This is a genomic window from Nocardia goodfellowii, assembly GCF_017875645.1.
GTDB lineage: Bacteria > Actinomycetota > Actinomycetes > Mycobacteriales > Mycobacteriaceae > Nocardia > Nocardia goodfellowii.
In genome coordinates, this window is sequence record NZ_JAGGMR010000001.1 from 6,150,605 (window position 1) to 6,168,503 (window position 17,899).

At 68.0% G+C, this 17,899-nt stretch carries 16 protein-coding genes; 8 read left to right on the forward strand and 8 right to left on the reverse strand.

Annotated elements, in window-relative coordinates:
* The first annotated feature begins 18 nt into the window (after window positions 1–18).
* Window positions 19–621 carry a TetR/AcrR family transcriptional regulator gene (locus BJ987_RS28445; protein WP_307869779.1) on the forward strand — a complete coding sequence of 201 codons (603 nt, stop codon included), beginning with the start codon at window positions 19–21 and terminating at the stop codon, window positions 619–621.
* Here BJ987_RS28445 and BJ987_RS28450 read toward each other — a convergent pair.
* Genes BJ987_RS28450 through BJ987_RS28460 form a run of 3 tightly spaced genes read right to left on the reverse strand, consistent with a single transcriptional unit; the run spans window position 618 to window position 3,728 of the window.
* Complete coding sequence (locus BJ987_RS28450; RefSeq protein ID WP_209895948.1) at window positions 618–1,178, reverse strand: TetR/AcrR family transcriptional regulator; 561 nt, start codon at window positions 1,176–1,178, stop codon at window positions 618–620. The genes BJ987_RS28445 and BJ987_RS28450 overlap by 4 nt on opposite strands.
* The gene (locus BJ987_RS28455) at window positions 1,175–2,395 is read right to left on the reverse strand and encodes a cytochrome P450 (protein ID WP_281070396.1); all 1,221 of its coding nucleotides are present in this window, start codon (window positions 2,393–2,395) and stop codon (window positions 1,175–1,177) included. The genes BJ987_RS28450 and BJ987_RS28455 overlap by 4 nt, the downstream gene beginning before the upstream one ends.
* Window positions 2,396–2,444: 49 nt before the next feature.
* Complete coding sequence (locus tag BJ987_RS28460; RefSeq protein WP_209895950.1) at window positions 2,445–3,728, reverse strand: M20 metallopeptidase family protein; 1,284 nt, start codon at window positions 3,726–3,728, stop codon at window positions 2,445–2,447.
* A 186-nt stretch (window positions 3,729–3,914) separates the two neighbouring features.
* Between BJ987_RS28460 and BJ987_RS28465 the strand changes: the two genes are divergently transcribed.
* Entirely contained in the window at window positions 3,915–4,628 is a 714-nt protein-coding gene (locus tag BJ987_RS28465) for a uracil-DNA glycosylase (protein WP_209895952.1), read from the forward strand.
* Window positions 4,629–4,632: 4 nt separating this feature from the next.
* Here BJ987_RS28465 and BJ987_RS28470 read toward each other — a convergent pair whose 3' ends face one another.
* Window positions 4,633–5,898, reverse strand: coding sequence for a PucR family transcriptional regulator (locus BJ987_RS28470; RefSeq protein ID WP_209895954.1), 1,266 nt, complete (start codon window positions 5,896–5,898; stop codon window positions 4,633–4,635).
* A gap of 125 nt (window positions 5,899–6,023) precedes the next feature.
* Between BJ987_RS28470 and pruA the strand changes: the two genes are divergently transcribed.
* From pruA to BJ987_RS28485, 3 genes are all read left to right on the forward strand, one after another.
* Window positions 6,024–7,661: an L-glutamate gamma-semialdehyde dehydrogenase gene (gene pruA, locus BJ987_RS28475; RefSeq protein ID WP_209895956.1), complete on the forward strand. Its 1,638-nt coding sequence runs from the start codon at window positions 6,024–6,026 to the stop codon at window positions 7,659–7,661.
* A complete protein-coding gene (locus BJ987_RS28480; RefSeq protein WP_209895958.1) occupies window positions 7,661–8,671 on the forward strand; it encodes a proline dehydrogenase family protein in 1,011 nt (336 codons plus the stop codon). Before pruA ends, BJ987_RS28480 begins: the two co-directional genes overlap by 1 nt.
* Before the next feature lie 112 nt (window positions 8,672–8,783).
* Window positions 8,784–10,229 (forward strand): amino acid permease, encoded by a 1,446-nt coding sequence (locus BJ987_RS28485; protein WP_209895960.1) that lies wholly within the window; start codon window positions 8,784–8,786, stop codon window positions 10,227–10,229.
* Here BJ987_RS28485 and BJ987_RS28490 read toward each other — a convergent pair.
* A complete protein-coding gene (locus BJ987_RS28490; RefSeq protein WP_209895961.1) occupies window positions 10,204–11,130 on the reverse strand; it encodes an EamA family transporter in 927 nt (308 codons plus the stop codon). The genes BJ987_RS28485 and BJ987_RS28490 overlap by 26 nt on opposite strands.
* A gap of 349 nt (window positions 11,131–11,479) precedes the next feature.
* Between BJ987_RS28490 and BJ987_RS28495 the strand changes: the two genes are divergently transcribed.
* On the forward strand, window positions 11,480–11,989 hold the full coding sequence (locus tag BJ987_RS28495; RefSeq protein WP_307869915.1) for an Lrp/AsnC family transcriptional regulator: 510 nt from the start codon (window positions 11,480–11,482) through the stop codon (window positions 11,987–11,989).
* 65 nt (window positions 11,990–12,054) lie between these two features.
* On the opposite strand, the gene ald is transcribed toward BJ987_RS28495, so the two are convergent.
* Together ald and BJ987_RS28505 are read right to left on the reverse strand one after the other, a co-directional pair.
* The gene (gene ald, locus BJ987_RS28500) at window positions 12,055–13,164 is read right to left on the reverse strand and encodes an alanine dehydrogenase (protein WP_209895963.1); all 1,110 of its coding nucleotides are present in this window, start codon (window positions 13,162–13,164) and stop codon (window positions 12,055–12,057) included.
* A gap of 201 nt (window positions 13,165–13,365) precedes the next feature.
* Window positions 13,366–15,093 (reverse strand): glycerol-3-phosphate dehydrogenase/oxidase, encoded by a 1,728-nt coding sequence (locus BJ987_RS28505; RefSeq protein WP_209895965.1) that lies wholly within the window; start codon window positions 15,091–15,093, stop codon window positions 13,366–13,368.
* A 223-nt stretch (window positions 15,094–15,316) separates the two neighbouring features.
* Between BJ987_RS28505 and BJ987_RS28510 the strand changes: the two genes are divergently transcribed.
* Both BJ987_RS28510 and glpK read left to right on the forward strand, forming a co-directional pair.
* Window positions 15,317–16,090, forward strand: coding sequence for an IclR family transcriptional regulator (locus BJ987_RS28510; RefSeq protein ID WP_209895968.1), 774 nt, complete (start codon window positions 15,317–15,319; stop codon window positions 16,088–16,090).
* A gap of 105 nt (window positions 16,091–16,195) precedes the next feature.
* Window positions 16,196–17,704, forward strand: a complete 1,509-nt coding sequence (gene glpK, locus BJ987_RS28515) for a glycerol kinase GlpK (protein WP_209895969.1) — start codon at window positions 16,196–16,198, stop codon at window positions 17,702–17,704.
* On the opposite strand, the gene BJ987_RS28520 is transcribed toward glpK, so the two are convergent.
* The gene (locus tag BJ987_RS28520; protein ID WP_209895971.1) at window positions 17,705–17,854 is read right to left on the reverse strand and encodes a hypothetical protein; all 150 of its coding nucleotides are present in this window, start codon (window positions 17,852–17,854) and stop codon (window positions 17,705–17,707) included.
* Window positions 17,855–17,899 lie beyond the last annotated feature (45 nt).

A 17,899-nucleotide genomic window follows, 5' to 3' on the forward strand; every position in this document is an offset into this window, starting at 1 on the left:
ACCTGTATTATTCACCCGGTGCGCAACCCCCCGCCCACTCGTTCCCCTGGCCGCCCGGCCTCGGCGACCCGCCAACAAGTCCTCGAGCTCACCCGTCGCGCCTTCCTGGCCGGTGAACGCGTCGACGTGCAGGCGATCGCCGCGGAACTCGGGCTCAGCCGCGCTTCCATCTACCGCTGGTTCGGATCTCGCGACGGACTACTCGGCGCCATGCTGGTCCAGGAGTACGAACGCCTGATCACCCGCGCCGACGCCCGCTGCCGCACGCGCGGCGCCCAGCGGGTGCTCGAGGTTTTCGACCGGGTCGCCCGCTGGGAGTCCGACAACGAGCCCTTCCGCCGCTATTTCGAGAACGAGCCGCTCTCGGGTCTGCGCATCATCACCGCCGGTGACGGACCCGTGCAGACCAGAGCCGTCGCGGCGGTAGAGGAATTGATCGCGCGCGTAGAACGCGAGGACGGTTACCAGCCGCCGCTGGAACGCCCGCTGCTCGCCTATTCGCTGGTCCGCCTCGGCGAGGCGTTCCTCTACAACGACCGCGCAGCCGGCATTCGCGGTGACGTGGACCGGCTGCGGCAGGTGGTGGCGGTACTGGTCGGCGCGCACGAGGCCGCGAACTAAGGTGCCGGCACCCCGCTGAGCAGTGGAGCGACGAACTCTTCGAGCATGGCGCGTTCCTCCGCGGCGTCGCGGCCCGGCACGGTGAGCAGGGAAACGATCACGCGTGTGAGCCAGCGGGCGAGTGGCGGTGGTTCGGAGCCGTGGGCACCGAGGAAATGACCGGCCATCGCCTCGATCACGGCCGACGACTGTCCGATATCACCGGCGAAGCCGGCGTTGGCCGGACTGAACCAGGCAATCAGCAAGGGATCGGCCCGCACCGCGCGGACCGCGGCCAGCATTGCCTCGACGATCCGCCCGACCGGGTCCGCGACCGTGGCGACCTCCGCCGTCACCGCCGCCGCGAGCCGACGCGCCTCCCGGTGCACGAACGCCAGCCGCAACGCCTGGCGGTTGTCGAAATACCGATACAGCGTCGCCCGCGAACATCCCGCCGCCCGCGCGACTTCCGCCATTCCGGTCTCGGCCACACCTCGTTCGGCGAAAACCTGGCCGGCGGCGTCGAGGATGCGCTCCACCGCCGCGTCGGTCCGCTCGTCGCGGAGCCAGCCACTCATCCGGCGACCTCGAACGGCACCTTCGTCGGCCAGCGCACGTAGTTTCCCTCCGACCAGCGCACGCCGTCGAGATCGACGGTGAAGTTCGGGCAGCGGGCCAGTAGCTCCTCCAGCGCGACCCTGGCTTGCATGCGCGCCGCGGCCGCGCCGAGGCAATGGTGGTTGCCGTGGCTGAACGTCATGATCTGCCGGGGCCGCCGGCGGACATCGAGTTCGCCCGCGTCGGAACCGAATTCGCGTTCATCGTGGTTCGCCGAGGCGTACAGCAGCAACGCCCTGCGCCCAGCGGGGATGGTAGTGCCGTGCAGTTCGACATCCCGCCGGACCGTGCGTGCGAGTCCCTGCACCGGGGAGGTCAGCCGCAGGAACTCCTCGACCGCGTCCGCGATCAGACCCGGGTCGTCGACCAGCAGCTGCCGCTGATCGGGCCGCTGGTGCAGCAATTGCACCGCGCCGCCGAGGTTTCCGGTGGTGGTGTCGTTGCCGCCGGTGATCATGGTGAACGCGAAGCCGAGGATGGCCAGGATTCCGGCGAAGTCGCCGTCGGCGCCCATCCCGGCGGCCACCAGGTGCGAGATGGTGTCGTCACCCGGTTCGCCGCGGCGTCGTTCGATCAAGCCGGTGAAGTACTGCAGCAGCTCACCCACCGCCGCCTGCGCGTCCGCCACGTTCCCCTGCGCGGAGGCCGCGACGATCGCCTCGGTCCAGCTGTCGAAGTGCGCCCGATCCGCTTCCGGCACACCGAGATAGTGCGCCACGACCATGCTGGGCAGCGGCTTGAACAGTTCGGCGACGATATCTCCGCCACCGTCGGCCCGCAGTCGCTCGATCCGCTCGCGCACGAATGCTCGCACCGCCGGTTCCACCGCGCTCACCTGCCGGGGCGTGAACCCCTTCGACACATGTTTGCGAAAGTCGGTGTGCTCCGGGGGATCGGTGAACACGAACGGCCGGTTCTCGCCCAGCCCGACTTTTTCCAGGTCCCGGTAGTCCACGGTGATTCCGGACGCGGAGGAGAATGTCCCGGGATCCCGTGCGGCCTCGTAGACATCCGAATACCGGGACAGGACAAAGTAATCCGACTCCGGGTCGCCTTCCGGGACCACGTGATGGACCGGATCTCGATCGCGCAGAGCCGCGTACATGGGCCATGGGTCGCGCCAGGTCGCCCCCGAACGCAACTCGAATCGGACACTACTGGACAACTGTGGCGACATGTCGCCACGGTAAGACAGTCATCATTTTTTGTCTAGAACGTGTTTCAGGTCAGCCGGGCGCAAGGTGCCCGGCGAGGTGGTCGTAGGCGACATGGGCGTGCAGCCGCACGCCGGTGACCAGGGTGTCGTCGTCGGCATAGAAGTGCGGATTGTGGTTCATGTACATCCCGCGGCCGTTCGGCTCCGGCCGTGGCATGCCCTGCGGTCCGAGCTCCGCGTCCTGCACGCCGAGGGTCACATACAGTCCGCCGTACCTGTTGACGAACACCGAGACGTCGTCGTATCCGAGGGTGGGCGGCGTCTGCGTCACTTTGTCCGCACCGGCGACCCGCCGGAAGGTCGGTAGCGCGGCGTCGATCCACGCCGCCTGATTGTGCACGGCAGGCACATCCTGCAGGAATTCGACTGTGGCAGAGCAGTTGTAGGCCTGCGCGGTATGGGTAGCCAGTGTCTCGACCCGCCGTCGCACCTCCGGCATGTCCGCCTCGACGGCGCAGCGGATCGTGCCCCACAGCGTGACGGTCTGGCCGATGATGTTGAACCGTCCCACGTCCTCGACATGCCCGATGCTGACCGTCACCGGATCGAACGCGCTGATCTGGCGGTACAGCTGGCCGATGCCGGTGAGCACGGCGCCGGCGGGCGGCATCGGGTCGATGCCCATCCACGGGGTGGAACCATGCACCTGCCGGCCGGTGATCCCGATCTTGATCAGGCAGGAGGCCCCGAACTGGTTGCCCTCGCGGTACCCGATGTACCCCTTCGGATACGGCGTGACGTGAAAGCCGAAGGCCATAGTCGGTACCGGATCGTCGAGCGCGCCCTCCCCGAGCATTGCCGCCGCGCCGCCCTTCTCGTCCACCGGCGGCCCCTCCTCGGCCGGCTGGAACACGAAAAGCACCGTGCCCGGCAGCTTTTCACGCACTCCGGCCAGCACCGTGGCCGCGCCCATCAGCATCGAGGTGTGGCAGTCGTGGCCGCAGGCGTGCGACACCGGAAACGGCCCGCCCGGATACTCCTGGTCGACCACCTTCGACGCGAAATCGGCGCCGCACAGATCGGGTACGGGCAGCGCATCGGTGTCCGCCCGCAGCGCGACGACACCCTTCCCCGGCTGGCTACCATGCAGCACACCAACGATGCCGTGACCGGCGATACCGGTGCGAACCTCGTCCAGATCCAGGGACCGCAGATGTTCGGCGATCAGCTCCGCAGTCTGGACTTCCCGGTTCGACAACTCGGGGTTCTGATGCAAATGCCGCCGCCAGCGCACAACCTGATCGGCGACAGCGGCGGCACGGGCGTCCAATTCACCGTAGATCGGCTCTGACATCGCGACTCCATTCGAGTGATCCGCAAGGGACTGCCGGTGGATATCACTGCCACTATGCCGCAGAAAGCGACAAACTACGGCCATCCCAACCAGTCAGGCAATCATTTCGCTACCCGCGCTGTCGCCAGCCGGTGGCACCCGGCCCCGGCGCTGCGCCGCAGAGCGCATCCGTGGTTGAGTCGGAGTATGTGCCGGACAATCAGCGATCTCGACGCAGCCGTCTCGGACTGTCGCGCCTGTCCGCGGCTGGTGGCCTGGCGCGAGCAGGTCGCACAGGACAAGCGCGCCGCGTTTCGTAGCGAAACATATTGGGGGCGACCGGTTCCGGGCTTCGGTCCGGCCGACGCGCGGCTGCTGATCGTCGGCCTGGCGCCGGCCGCGCACGGCGGAAACCGCACCGGACGGATGTTCACCGGCGACCGAAGCGGTGACGTGCTGTATGCCGCCATGTACGCGACCGGCCTGGCCAGCCAGCCGACCGCCGTGCATCGCGACGACGGTCTGCGATTGCTCGGTGCGCGCGTCACCGCCCCCGTGCACTGCGCCCCACCGGACAACAAGCCACTGCCCGAGGAACGCGACCGCTGCCGGCATTGGCTGACGACCGAACTCGATCTGCTCGCATCCACCGTGCGAGCGGTCGTGGTACTCGGCGGCTTCGGCTGGCAGGCGCTGCTACCGGTGCTCGACCAGGCCGGCTGGGTGATTCCACGCCCGCGCCCCAAGTTCGGCCACGGCGTGCGGATCAACCTGGCCCCCAAGACTTCCGAGCGCGCGCCGCTGCATGTGTTCGGCTGCTATCACGTCAGCCAGCGGAACACCTCCACCGGCCTGCTCACCAGCACCATGATCGAATCGGTGCTCAGCTCCGCCGCGGCCGCCGCCGGTCTGCGCGGGTAGCCGGTCAGCGCTCACCGCGCGACGACGCCGACTCGCGCAGTGCCAATTGCAGTTCCAGCAGCAGCCGGTCCGCCGGGTCGGCCAGGCTCATGCCGGTGAGCTGTTCGACGCGGCGAATGCGGTACCGCAACGTATTCGGGTGCACCCGCAGCTCCTGGGCGGCAGCCCGGACGTCACCGTGGACGCGCAGATAGACCTCGACGCTGTCGCCCAGGTTCGCCGAATGCGCGCTGTCGTAGTCGGCGAGCGCCTCGAGCCGGGGGTCGCGTAGCTCCGGTTTGCCGCGCAGCAGGCCGACGATCTCACCGAGCAGCACCGCCGTGCGCGATTCCGCGAGGGTTGTTACCCTGCCCTGCGCGAACGCCGCGGGCGGGCTGTCGAGCACCCGATCCACTTCCGACCGGGCGCCCGCGACCGCCGCGAGATCGGCGACCGGGATCGCGATGGCCGCGTGCAGCGGGACCAGTTGTTCCCGTTCGAAGCGCTCGACCAGCTGACGCACCCAGGCGGTCACCGCCCGTTCGGAGCGGAATCGCGGCAGCAGCACATAGATTCGCGCGCCGTACACCATGGTCACGGCATCGCGGCGAAAGGCGCTGGAGTGCAGCCGGATCAGACCTCCGAGGCTGTCGTCCGCCGTCTCACCAGCACTCGCGCTCCCGTCCGAGCGGGCCGCGGCGCCGGTCAGCGCCGCGAAACCGACTACCGCGGCCGGGCCGTGCGCCGGAATGCCCAGAGCCCCCGCGATCGAGGGGATATCGACACCCTCCCCCCGCACGCCGAACAACCGTTGCACCATCAGCGCTTCCGTGGACGGCGCGTCGAGAATCCGCGAAATAATCCGTGCGGCAATGGCCGACGCCCCACGCAGCACCTCCGGTGCGCCCGGCTCGAACGCGCGGTCGCCCTGCTGCAACCAGATCGAGCCGAGCAGGCGTGGCGCGACACCGGCGTCCGCGGACGGCCGCCGGATGCTGATCACCAAGCGCCGCTTGATATTCAGTTCCGGGTGCGCGGGCACCTCGATGACCTCGTCGGTGCGCCGCAACCGGTCGAACACACCCCATTCCCGCAGCATCCGCAAATAGTCGTGCGGACCCTCGCGACCCAGGATCGAGCGGATCCGCAGCGGGTCAGCGGCCTCGTCGGAGGCCGAGTAGGCCAGCACATGGGACTCGGGATCCTCGATGGAGACCATTCCGCCCGCGTTCTGGGCCACCAGCTGGGCCAGCCCGAACAGGTCGGTTTCGCCGTCGAGCAGAACACGCATGGTGGAACAACCTTCGGCCGATCGAACAATACTGACAGCTCATCTTTGTCCGTTCGGCCGATCCACCGCAGGCTTTCGCGGAGTTGACTGCCCTCCAGTGCTACCGCGCTATCCAGGAGGTATTCATGGACGCCATCGCGACCACTCCCCCGCCCGTCAACGAGCCGGTGGGGACCTTCGCTCCGGGCAGCCCCGAACGGGCCAGGCTGCGAGCGAAACTCGACGAACTCGGCGCCGAGCGGACCGAGGTGAACAATGTCATCGGCGGTGTGCATCGGCGCACCGACGGCCCGGTGATCGATGTGGTGCAACCGCATCGGCACGCGGCGGTGCTCGGCACCGTCACCGCGGCCAAGGCGCGTGACGTGCGGGCCGCGGTCGACGCGGCGACCGCGGCCGCACCCGGCTGGCGTGCGCTGGCTTTCGAGGACCGCGCCGCGATCTTCCTGCGCGCCGCGGATCTGCTGGCCGGGCCGTGGCGGGAGACCATCGCCGCGGCCACCATGCTGGGGCAATCCAAGACCGCCTATCAGGCCGAGATCGACGCCCCGTGTGAGCTGGTGGACTTCTGGCGGTTCAACGTCCAGTTCGCCCGGGAAATACTGGCGCAGCAGCCGATTTCGGTGCCGGGAGTGTGGAATCGGCTCGACTACCGGCCGCTGGAAGGGTTCGTCTACGCCGTTACCCCGTTCAACTTCACCGCGATCGCCGCCAATCTGCCCACGGCTCCCGCGCTGATGGGTAACACCGTGGTCTGGAAACCCGCACTCACCCAGTCGGTGGCGGCGTACTGGACGATGAAGCTGCTGGAGGCGGCGGGGTTGCCGCCCGGCGTCATCAATCTGGTGCACGGCGCCGGGCCGAAGGTCTCGGATGTGGTGCTCGCCGACCCGCGACTGGCGGGCGTGCACTTCACCGGTTCCACCAAAACCTTCCAGCACCTGTGGCGTTCGGTGGCCGCGAATATCGGTGACTACCAGTCCTATCCGCGGCTGGTCGGGGAGACCGGCGGCAAGGACTTCGTCATCGCGCACAGCTCGGCCGACCCGGAGGTACTGAGCACCGCGCTGATCCGCGGCGCGTTCGACTATCAGGGCCAGAAGTGTTCGGCGGCCTCGCGCGCGTTCATCCCGAAATCGGTGTGGGCGCAGATGGGCGCGGATCTGGTCGGGAAGGTCGCCGAGCTGAAATACGGCGACGTCACCGATTTCACGAACTTCGGTGGCGCCCTGATCGATCGGCGGGCCTACGACCGCAATGTGGATGCGCTGGAACGGGCCAAGGCGACGGCGGGCCTGACCATCGCGGTCGGCGGGCGGGCCGATGACAGTGTGGGCTATTTCGTCGAGCCGACGGTACTGCTCGGTGACGATCCGGCCGACGAGGCGTTCCACACCGAATACTTCGGCCCCATCCTGTCGGTGCATGTCTATGACGACTCCACGCCCGGATCCTTCGACGCCGCTTTGGATCTCGTCGATCGCGGAGCGAGTTACGGGCTGACCGGATCGATCATCGCCACCGACCGCGCCGCCGTCGCGCGAGCCACCGATGCGTTGCGGTTCGCCGCCGGGAACTTCTATGTCAACGACAAGCCGACCGGCGCCGTGGTCGGTCAGCAACCGTTCGGTGGGTCGCGGGCCTCGGGCACCAATGACAAGGCCGGATCGCCATTGAATCTGCTGCGCTGGACGTCGGCACGAACCATCAAGGAGACCTTCGTACCGCCGGTCGAGCACCGCTACCCGCATCAGGAGCGGTGATGACGAACGGATTGCTGCGCCCCGCCATGCTGGCCGCCGCCCGTTCGGCCCGGCTGGAACGCACTGTTCGCCGCATGCCGTCGACCCGGCGGCTGGTCGACCGGTTCGTCGCGGGCGATACCGAGGAGCAGGCGATCGCGGCCGCCACACCCCTGCTCGAATCGGGGCGGCGGATCAGCATCGATTACCTCGGTGAGGACACCACCGATATCGGACAGGCGCGCGCCACGGTCAAGCACTATCTCGAGCTCCTGTCCGCGCTGGCGCACGCACAGGCGGCATTCAGCGGCGATCAGACGGCCGTCACCCCCGCGGGACCGCTGGAGGTTTCGCTGAAACTGTCCGCCCTCGGGCAGGCTCTGCCGCGCGACGGGCACCGGATCGCCCTCGACCACGCGGCGGAAATCTGTGCGGCGGCCCAGGCCGCCGCAGCGATGGTGACCATCGACGCCGAAGACCACACCACCACCGATTCGACACTGTCCATCGTGCGGGAGTTGCGCGGCGAATTCCCGGACCTCGGCACCGTCCTCCAGGCCTATCTGAAGCGAACCGAGGCCGACTGCCAGGAACTCGCCGGCTCCCGCATCCGGCTGTGCAAGGGCGCCTACCGGGAACCGGCCGATGTCGCCTATCAACGCCGGGCGGAGGTCGACGAGGCGTACCTGCGGTGTTTGCGGATCCTCATGGCGGGGGAAGGCTATCCCATGGTCGCCACCCACGATCCGCGGATGATCGACGCCGCGCAGCGCTACGCCCGAGAGACCGGCCGCGACACGGGCGATTTCGAGTTCCAGATGCTCCACGGCATCCGCGACGACGAACAGCGCCGTCTGGTCAAGGCCGGGCATCGCTTGCGGGTCTACCTGCCCTACGGCGACCAGTGGTACGGCTACTTCATGCGACGGCTCGCCGAACGCCCGGCCAACCTGGTGTTCTTCCTGCGCGCCCTGAGGCCCGGCAATTTCGCCGATTCTCCGTCCGTCACACCCGCCGGTCGGTTTAGCTGAATCCAGCTCGCTGGGTTCACCCACCCCGTCGGCTCACCAGCCACCAGCTGAGCTGTCGCGCGCTCGGCTCGCCACCCCTGGGCCGAGCGCACGCAGAAAGGAAAGGAATCGCATGTTCAACGCCGATATGCGCCGGCAGATGTTGCGCCGCAAACCCATTCAGGAAATCGAGGAGGAGATTCCCGCCGACGAGCGGCTCGCCAAACATCTCGGCCTGTGGCAGCTCACCGCGATCGGTGTCGGCGGCATCATCGGTGCGGGTATCTTCGCGCTCGCCGGGTCGGTCGCGCATTCGGTGACCGGGCCCGCGGTGCTGATCTCGTTCCTGATCGCCGGCCTGGCCAGTGCCGCCGCCGCGCTGTGTTACGCCGAGTTCGCGGGCATGATCCCGAAGGCCGGTTCGGCCTACACCTACGGGTACGTGGCGCTCGGCGAACTCGGCGGCTGGTTCATCGGCTGGGATCTGCTGCTCGAGTACGTGGCGGTGGCGGCGGTCGTCGCGATCGGCGTCTCCGGATACTTCAAATTCCTGCTGGAGCAGGTCGACATCGACCTGCCCACCTGGATGCTGGGCGCGTACGGCACCGAGGACGGGCGGGTGGTCGACGTCTTCGCCGTACTGTTCTGCCTGGGCACCGCGTGGCTGCTCTCGCGTGGCATCCGCAGCGTCGGCCGGTTCGAGACGGTGGCGGTCGGCATCAAGGTGGCGCTCGTGCTGCTCATCATCGTGCTCGGTGTCTTCCACATCGACAGCGCCAACTACAGCCCGTACTTCCCGTTCGGTACCGCCGCCGTCTTCACCGGCGCGGCGACGGTGTTCTTCGCCGTGTTCGGCTACGACGCGATGAGCACGGCGGCCGAGGAGTCCGTCGACGGCAAGAAGCACCTGCCCAAGGCGATCATCTACTCCCTGGCCATCGCGATGGTGCTGTACGTGCTGGCGACTTTGGTGCTCACCGGCATGCAGAAGTACACCGAAATCGACCCGGAGAGTGGCTTCTCCACCGCCTTCAAGGCTGTCGGCATGCCCGGCGTCGCCAACATCATCGCGATCGGCGCCATCGTCGGCATCATCACCGTGGTGCTCACCTTCATGCTCGGTGTCACCCGCGTGTGGTTCGCGATGAGCCGCGACGGGCTGCTGCCGGAGTGGTTCGCGAAAACCCATCCGGTGCGCAAGGTTCCGACTCGCGTCACCTGGATCGTCGGCATCGGTTCGGCGATCCTGGCCGGATTGCTACCGATCAACACCGTCGCCGAGCTCACCAATATCGGCATCCTGATGGCGTTCGTCGTGGTCTGCATCGCCGTGGTGGTCCTGCGCTACAAACGTCCCGACGCGCCCCGCACGTTCAAACTCCCACTCATGCCGGTCATTCCGATCATCGGCGTGATCGCCTCGGTGTGGCTGATGCTGTCGCTGCCGTGGGAGACGTGGCTGCGGTTCGGGGCCTGGCTGGTGGTCGGACTGGTGATCTATCTCGGTTACTCCCGCACCCATTCCAAACTCGAGCAGACAGGCCCCGCCCCCGCTACCGGGCCTTTGGTGAAAGACTGAGCAACACCAGCCCGGAGGCGAGAACCGCTAGGCCGCACCACGATACGAACGGCAAGCGTTCGCCGATGACCGTGACGCCGAGCACCGCCGCGACGGCGGGCTCGGCGAGCGTCAGCGTGGTCGCCGCCGCCACGGTGGTGTGGCGCAGGCCGTACCCGAACAGGCGGTACGCCAGGAACGTGGTGAAGATCGCGAGGTGCAGCGCGACCGCGATGCCGCGCGTGCTGCCGAGCCACGTTGTGTCCGTGCACAGCACCACCGGCAGCACCAAAAGCCCTGCCGCGCCGAACATCACGCCCATCACCGAGTCGGACCGGTGCCCGCGGGCGATCAGTTCACCACCCACCAGCGCGTAGACGACATAGGCGAAGCCGCCCATCGCGGCCAGACCGATGCCGAGCAGGTCGACCGCGGCGGCGCCGGTCGTCAGTTGCGGGCCCAGAACCAGTGCCGCGCAACCGGCTACCGCCGCGGACGTGGCCACGACCCACCGCGCCGCCGGGCGCGACCGGCCCATCGCCCAAGCCAGCGCACCGGCGAAAACCGGTGCGCCGCACAGCGCTACGACCGTCGCGACGGCCACGCCCGTGCGCGCCACCGCCGGATAGAACGTGACCGGATATCCGGCCACGGCGACCGCACCGAGCAGAAGCAGCCGCCACTCCCCGCGCGAGTAGGACCGGCGACTCGGCCGGCGAGGCCCATAGTGCCCGGCCGATAAGAGCAGTAGCCCGCCCAGGGCGAGACCCGCCGAACCCACCGCGGCGGCGGGCGCTCCCGCGGGTGCCAGTGAACTAGCCGTTCCGGTGGTTCCCCACAGCACCGAAGCCGCGAGGATCGGTGTGGAGCCGCCGAACCGGCCGGATGTTTCAGCCAGGGTGGAGCAGACATCGTTGGACACAGTCGTGAACTTCCGTTCTCGAATTCCGAAAGGGATTGGATTCGAAACGGGCGCACGAACGACAGCCCCGCGACCCAGAGGTCAGCGCGGGCTCGAATTCAGCTCAACCGCGAAGGTGCGCCCGGTCAGGCGACCGGGGGCGGCGTGACAGCGTGCCAGTAGGTGGAGTCCACGGCGTCGATATTAACGGCAGTCGCCACCCGACGGTACCGGCCGCTCATAGCGCATATCTATCGGCACCGCGCAGATTCGCCAACGATGATTCGAAGTCACCGCATCCTGGCGAATCATTTTCGGTAGCGTGACCTCCGTGAGTGAACATGGCAGGACCGAGCGACGGCGCGGCGCAGTGTCGGCGGCAGGCTTACCGCCCGCGCCCAGCCGCCCGCGCACGCCGGTGCCGATCGATGACATCGATCGGGTGCTGCTCGACCACCTCGCCCGGGATGGGCGCATGACCAACAACGCGCTGGCCGCCGCCGCCGGCATCGCACCCTCGACCTGCCTCGGACGGGTGCGCTCGCTGGTGGAGCGCGGCGTGATCCGCGGCTTCCACGCCGAGATCGATCCCGGCGCGCTCGGGCGGGACTTGCAGGCGATGATCTCGGTTCGGCTGCACAGCAATTCGCGCAAACACCTGGCCGAGTTCGGACAGCAGCTGTCGGTGCTGCAAGAAGTGTTGAACGTGTATTTCATCGCCGGTGGTGACGACTATCTGATCCATGTCGCCACCGCCGACACCGAGGAACTGCGCGGGTTCGTGCTCGAGCATCTCAGCGCGCACCCGGCGGTGTCCTCCACCGAGACCATTCTGATCTTCGAGCACCTGCGCCCGCGCACGACTCTCGCGCAGCACTGAGGACGAACAGCGCGGACCGTGCATCACGGTCCCCGCGGATGCCTGTTCGCGGTGGTGACCGAGTGTCAGGCCGCGACCAGGCGGCCCACCGAATAGCCGTGCGCGGTGGCGACCGACTCCGACAGCAGCTGACCCGCGTGTGTGCTCAGACCGGCGGCAAGACCCGCGTCGGCCGCGACGGCCGCACGCCAGCCCTTGTCGGCCAGTTCCAGCACATAGGGGAGGGTGGTGTTGGTCAACGCCACCGTCGACGTATTCGGCACCGCGCCAGGCATATTGGCGACGCAGTAGAACACCGAGTCGTGTACCCGATAGGTCGGCTCGGCGTGCGTGGTCGGCCGCGAGTCCGCGAAACAGCCACCCTGATCGATCGCGATGTCCACCAGGACCGATCCCGGTTTCATCTGCGCCACAAGCTCATTCGGCACCAGCGTGGGAGCCTTCGCGCCGGGCACGAGCACCGCGCCGATCACCAGATCGGCCTCGCGCACCGTGGTTTCCACTTCTTGCCCGTTGGACGCGATGGTGCGCACGTGTCCCCGGTACTGCTCGTCGATCTCGCGCAGCCGCGCGATATTCACATCCAGCGCGGTCACCTCCGCGTGCATGCCGAGCGCGACGGCGATCGCGTTGCGGCCCGCCACTCCGGCCCCGAACACTACGACCTTCGCGGGCCGCACCCCCGGCACACCGCCCATCAGCACACCGCGCCCGCCTTCACTGCGCATCAGGTGATAGGCCCCCGCCTGCGGCGCCAACCGCCCCGCCACCTCACTCATCGGCGCCAGCAGCGGCAGCGAGCCGTCGCGAGCCGTCACCGTCTCGTACGCGATCGAGGTGATGCCCGACGCCAGCAGCGCGTCCGTGCACTCCTTCGACGCCGCCAGATGCAGGTAGGTGAACAACACCTGCCCTCGCCGCATGCGCGAATACTCCTCGGCCACCGGCTCTTTCACCTTCAACACCAATTCGGCGCTGCCCCACACCTCATCCACCGACGCCGAAACCCGCGCCCCCACATACGAATACGCCGCATCCTCGAACCCGGACCCCACCCCGGCCCCCGCCTCGACCACCACCTCATGCCCCCGCGCGACGAGCTCCCGCACCCCCGCGGGCGTACACGCCACCCGATACTCGTGGTTCTTGACCTCCCGCGGCACCCCGATCTTCACTGCGGCTCCTCACACTCGATGAATTGGACGGCCCCGAAAAACCGAGGCGCTTCATCTCAAAGTGTGAACTTTCTGCGAGATCAGATCTATATTCTTGAATTTAATTCTCAAACGGCCTTCATGTACGTCGATATTTGCAGGCATCATGGCTATGTGCGCCCGCCACACGAAACATCTTCGGCAGGCAACGCTTCCCGACCTTCAGGGCACCGAGAGTGATTCCTCGAGGGGGAAGCCGAAGGATTCGCGGGAGTCGGGGGCGGAGACGCGGATGGCGTCGGCTTGGGCGTCGGTGGGTTGCAGGTTGGAGGCCAGTTCGGCTTCGACCCGGAGGCGGTAGATCTGGATTTCGCGGGCGATCCGGTCTTCGTCCCAGCCGAGGTAGGGGGCGACCAGGGTGGCGACCTCGGGGGCGATGTCGACGCCGCGGGCGCTGGTCTCCACCGAGAGGCGGGTGCGGCGGGCGAGGATGTCGTCGAGGTGCAGGGCGCCCTCGTGGGTTACCGCGTAGACGATCTCGGCTTTGAGGTAGCGCGAATTGCCCAGCCGGGCGGCGAGTTCCGGGGCGGCGTCGATCAGTTCGCGGAGTTCGGTGACGGCGCTGCCGAAGCGACCGAGGAGGTGGTCGACGGTGGGCAGGTCGACGTCGAAGACCTCGGCCAGACGGGCGCGGGACAACGACAGTTCGCGGTACTGGTGGGCGCCGACCAGGGGGACGCGTTCGGTGCAAGACTTGGCGATGCGGCCGGGCAGGTCCGCGACAGCGAGATCGATGGCGTCCTTGGCCATGACGCGATAGGTGGTGTATTTGCCGCCGGCCACGATGACGAGCCCGGGGACCGGGCGGACGACGGCGTGCTCGCGGGAGAGCTTGGCGGTCTGGTCGGAGTCGCCGGCGGCGAGCAAGGGACGCAGTCCGGCGTAGACACCGACGATGTCGTCATGGCCGATCGGCGTCTCCAAGAGCCGATTCACTTGGGCCAGAATGTAATCGATGTCGGCACGGGTGGCGGCGGGGTGGGCGAGGTCATGGTCCCAGCCGGTGTCGGTGGTGCCGATCACCCAGTGCTCGTCGCTCCAGGGGCACGGGATGACGAACAGCAGGCTCTTCTCGGTTTCGGTGATCAGGCCGGTCTCGGAGTCGATCCGGTCGCGGGGCACCACGATGTGCACGCCCTTGGACGCCTTGATCTTGAACTGGCTGGCGGCACCGAGCATTTCCTGGAGTTCGTCGGTCCAGGCGCCGGCGGCGTTGACGACGCGTTTGGCACGCACCTCGAACTTGCGGCCCGTCTCCTGGTCCTGCACCAGCGCGCCGACGACGCGACCGTCCGCGCGCAGGAAGTCGACGACTCGGGCGCTGGAAGCGACCAGCGCGCCGTGCGAGGCGGCGGTGCGGGACAGCATCATGGTGTGCCGGGCGTCGTCGAGCTGGCCCTCGTAGAAGCTGACGCCGCCGCGCACGGTGCCGCGTTTGGCGCTCGGAAAACGCTGCATGGTCTTCTTCTTGCCGAGGTGGCGGAAGTGTGCGGGAACGCCGCGGCCCGCGCCGAGCACGTCGTAGACCCCGACGCCGGTGCCGACCCAGGCGCGATCGAGGACCGGCTTCTCCAGCGGATAGACGAACTCGACGGGCTTGGCCAGATGCGGCGCCAGGGTTTCCAGGATCAGCTTGCGTTCGCGCAGCGCCTCGAACACGAGCCGGAAGTTGAGCTGCTTGAGGTAGCGCAGGCCGCCGTGCACGAGCTTCGACGAGCGGCTGGAGGTTCCGGAGGCGTAGTCGCGGGCCTCGACGAGCCCGACGGTGAGCCCGCGGGTGACCGCGTCCAAGGCGGCCCCGGCGCCGACCACACCGGCGCCGATCACCAGCACGTCCAGCTCGGTGGCGGCCATGGTGTCGAGCGCGTGCTGCCGGGCCTCGGGACTCATCGCGACAGGCGCGGTCAGGGAACGCGTTTCGATCCCCTTCCGCACGGTGGACTCAGGCCTTCCAGGTACCGCTCCGACGAGGTCAGGCATCACATTCTCCGTTGTCCGTGATACGGCTCCGGCCCCGATCCGGGGGAGCCATTACCGAACGTAAGGACCCGGCGACCAGGCTTCAACGGTGCCTGTTCGACATTGTCGAACAGTTTCGCGCTAGCGTGGGGATATGCCCGGACCGATCCAATCGATCGAACGCGCCGCCGCGATCATGAGCGTGGTGGCCGAAGCGCCCTTCGGTATCGGCGTCGGCGAACTGGCGGCGGTCCTCGGCCTGCCGAAGCCGACCGCGCACGGACTGCTGCGCACCTTACAGGGGGTCGGCTACATCGACCAGGATCCGCGATCCGGGAAGTATCGAATCGGGGACGCGACCCTGGGCCTGACGGCACGGCGGTTCGACGCCAACGTGCTGCGCTCCTACGCGATGAACTGGGGCGACACCCTCGCGGCGCGCTCGGGCGAGTCGGTCCGCATCGGGGTGCTGCACGGTGACAGCGTGCAGATCGTGCACCACGTGTTCCGGCCGGACGGCAGCGCTCAAGTGCTGCGCCTCGGCGTCGAACTACCTTTGCACGCAACCGCTTTGGGCAAGGTTCTGCTGGCCTACACGCCGGGCCTCGCCGAGCGCGCGACCACGGGAACCCTGCCCGCCTACACCCGGCGGACGGTGGCCGCGCCGCGCGCGCTGCACGGCGAGATAGCGCGGGTGCGCGGCCAGGGTTACGCCGAGGACCTCGGCGAATTCGCCGCTGAACGCGCGTCCGTCGCCGCACCCGTCCGCGAGTCGGGCGGGCGAGTGGTCGGCGCGATCGGGGTGGTCGGCCCCTTCGACCGGCTGAGCGAGAAGGCGACGCACACCAGGCTGATCGACCTGGTCCGCACCGCCGCGGCCGCGATCTCCCGCGACCTCAGCGCCGAACGTCCGCAGGTCCAATCATGAAGCCGATTCTCCCGCAAGGTTATTGCCGTGCGCACGCCGCCCGGACCACCGAGAACGAAACCGACGTTCGCCGAGAATACGACCCACCTGCGCCCAGAGCGACAAATGAGCACTGAACGCGCTTCCAAAGCACGCTATGTGATGGCCATCGACCAAGGCACCACGTCGAGCCGGACGATCCTCTATGACGCCGCCGGACAACTGGTGTCGGTGGCCCAGCGCGAACACCGGCAGTTCTATCCGGCGGCCGGGCAGGTCGAGCACGACGCGGTGGAGATCCGCAAGAATGTCGGCAATCTGGTGGGACGGGTGATCGCGAAGGCCGGGGTATCCGCCGATCAGGTGGTGGCGATCGGGATCGCGAATCAGCGCGAGACCACGGTGCTGTGGGATCGGCACACCGGCCGGCCGATCGGCAATGCGATCGTCTGGCAGGACACGCGCACGGAAGAGCTGGTCGCGCGACTGGCCCGGCGACCGGAAGCCGCCCAGGTAGCCGCACGCTGCGGGCTTCCGCTGCTCAGTTACTTCGCCGCCCCGCGCATCCGGTGGATTCTCGACCATCATCCCGGGCTGCGCGAACGTGCCGAGCGCGGCGACATCCTGTTCGGGACCATGGACAGCTGGCTGATCTGGAATCTCACCGGCGGGGTGCACGTCACCGATGTGACCAATGCGGGCCGGACCATGCTGATGAACCTGCGCACCCTGGACTGGGACGACGAACTGCTCGAATTCTTCGACATCCCGCGCGCGCTCCTGCCCGAAATCCGTTCCAACGCGGAGGTTTACGGCCACACCGAGCACGGCATACCGATCGCCGCCGCGCTCGGCGATCAGCAGGCCGCCCTGTTCGGCCAAACCTGTTTCGACGCGGGCGAGGCGAAATGCACCTACGGCACCGGCAGTTTCCTGCTCGCCAATACCGGCACGGCGCCGGTGCACTCCGAGCACGGCCTACTGACCACCGTCGCCTACCGGATCGGCACCGATCCCGCGCGTTACGCCCTGGAGGGTTCGATGGCGGCCACCGGAACCCTGGTGCAGTGGTTACGCGATCGGCTGGAACTGATCGGCGCGGCGCCCGAGATCGAAACGCTGGCAAGCACGGTCGAGGACAACGGCGGCTGCTATGTGGTGCCCGCCTTCTCCGGCCTGTTCGCACCGCGCTGGCGGGCGGAGGCGCGCGGCGTCATCGCCGGTCTCACCTCGTATATCACCAAGGGTCATCTGGCACGCGCGGTGCTGGAAGCGACCGCCTGGCAGACCCGCGAAGTCGTCGACGCCATGAACGCCGACTCCGGTCATCCACTGACCGAACTGCGCGTCGACGGCGGCATGACCTCCAACAACCTACTGATGCAACAGATCTCGGATTCGCTCGGCGTCCCGGTGGAGCGCCCGCTGTACGCCGAGACCGTCTCGCTCGGCGCGGCCTACGCCGCGGGCCTCGCCGTCGGACTGTGGCCGGACATGACCGGTCTGCGGCGCAACCGGCACACCGCCGGACGCTGGCTCCCGGCGATGCCCGCGGCCCGCCGGGACAGCGAGTATCGCCGCTGGTCCCAGGCCGCCGGCCTCACCTACAACTGGACCGAACCGGCGGAGAACTAGTCAGAGTTCGTCGGGCGTCGACTCGTCGGATTCCAGTTCCTCGCTCATCGGATGCTCGTCGGCGTGGGTGGCCGACTCGTGCTCCCCCGCGAAATCGGGGTCTTCCTGGAGCGACTCCGCGGTCGCCCGATCCATTTCAGGTCCACTCATGGCTGCCGGATACCTCGTCCCGCGGTCGGCAAACAGTGCCATCAT

Excerpts from the sequence above, each read along its gene's own strand:
- BJ987_RS28450 (WP_209895948.1), bottom strand. The coding sequence starts at position 1,178 with ATGAGTGGCTGGCTCCGCGACGAGCGGACCGACGCGGCGGTGGAGCGC.
- BJ987_RS28455 (WP_281070396.1), bottom strand. The coding sequence starts at position 2,395 with ATGTCGCCACAGTTGTCCAGTAGTGTCCGATTCGAGTTGCGTTCGGGG.
- BJ987_RS28460 (WP_209895950.1), bottom strand. The coding sequence starts at position 3,728 with ATGTCAGAGCCGATCTACGGTGAATTGGACGCCCGTGCCGCCGCTGTC.
- BJ987_RS28465 (WP_209895952.1), top strand. The coding sequence starts at position 3,915 with ATGTGCCGGACAATCAGCGATCTCGACGCAGCCGTCTCGGACTGTCGC.
- BJ987_RS28470 (WP_209895954.1), bottom strand. The coding sequence starts at position 5,898 with ATGCGTGTTCTGCTCGACGGCGAAACCGACCTGTTCGGGCTGGCCCAG.
- pruA (WP_209895956.1), top strand. The coding sequence starts at position 6,024 with ATGGACGCCATCGCGACCACTCCCCCGCCCGTCAACGAGCCGGTGGGG.
- BJ987_RS28480 (WP_209895958.1), top strand. The coding sequence starts at position 7,661 with ATGACGAACGGATTGCTGCGCCCCGCCATGCTGGCCGCCGCCCGTTCG.
- BJ987_RS28485 (WP_209895960.1), top strand. The coding sequence starts at position 8,784 with ATGTTCAACGCCGATATGCGCCGGCAGATGTTGCGCCGCAAACCCATT.
- BJ987_RS28505 (WP_209895965.1), bottom strand. The coding sequence starts at position 15,093 with ATGAGTCCCGAGGCCCGGCAGCACGCGCTCGACACCATGGCCGCCACC.
- BJ987_RS28510 (WP_209895968.1), top strand. The coding sequence starts at position 15,317 with ATGCCCGGACCGATCCAATCGATCGAACGCGCCGCCGCGATCATGAGC.
- glpK (WP_209895969.1), top strand. The coding sequence starts at position 16,196 with ATGAGCACTGAACGCGCTTCCAAAGCACGCTATGTGATGGCCATCGAC.
- BJ987_RS28520 (WP_209895971.1), bottom strand. The coding sequence starts at position 17,854 with ATGAGTGGACCTGAAATGGATCGGGCGACCGCGGAGTCGCTCCAGGAA.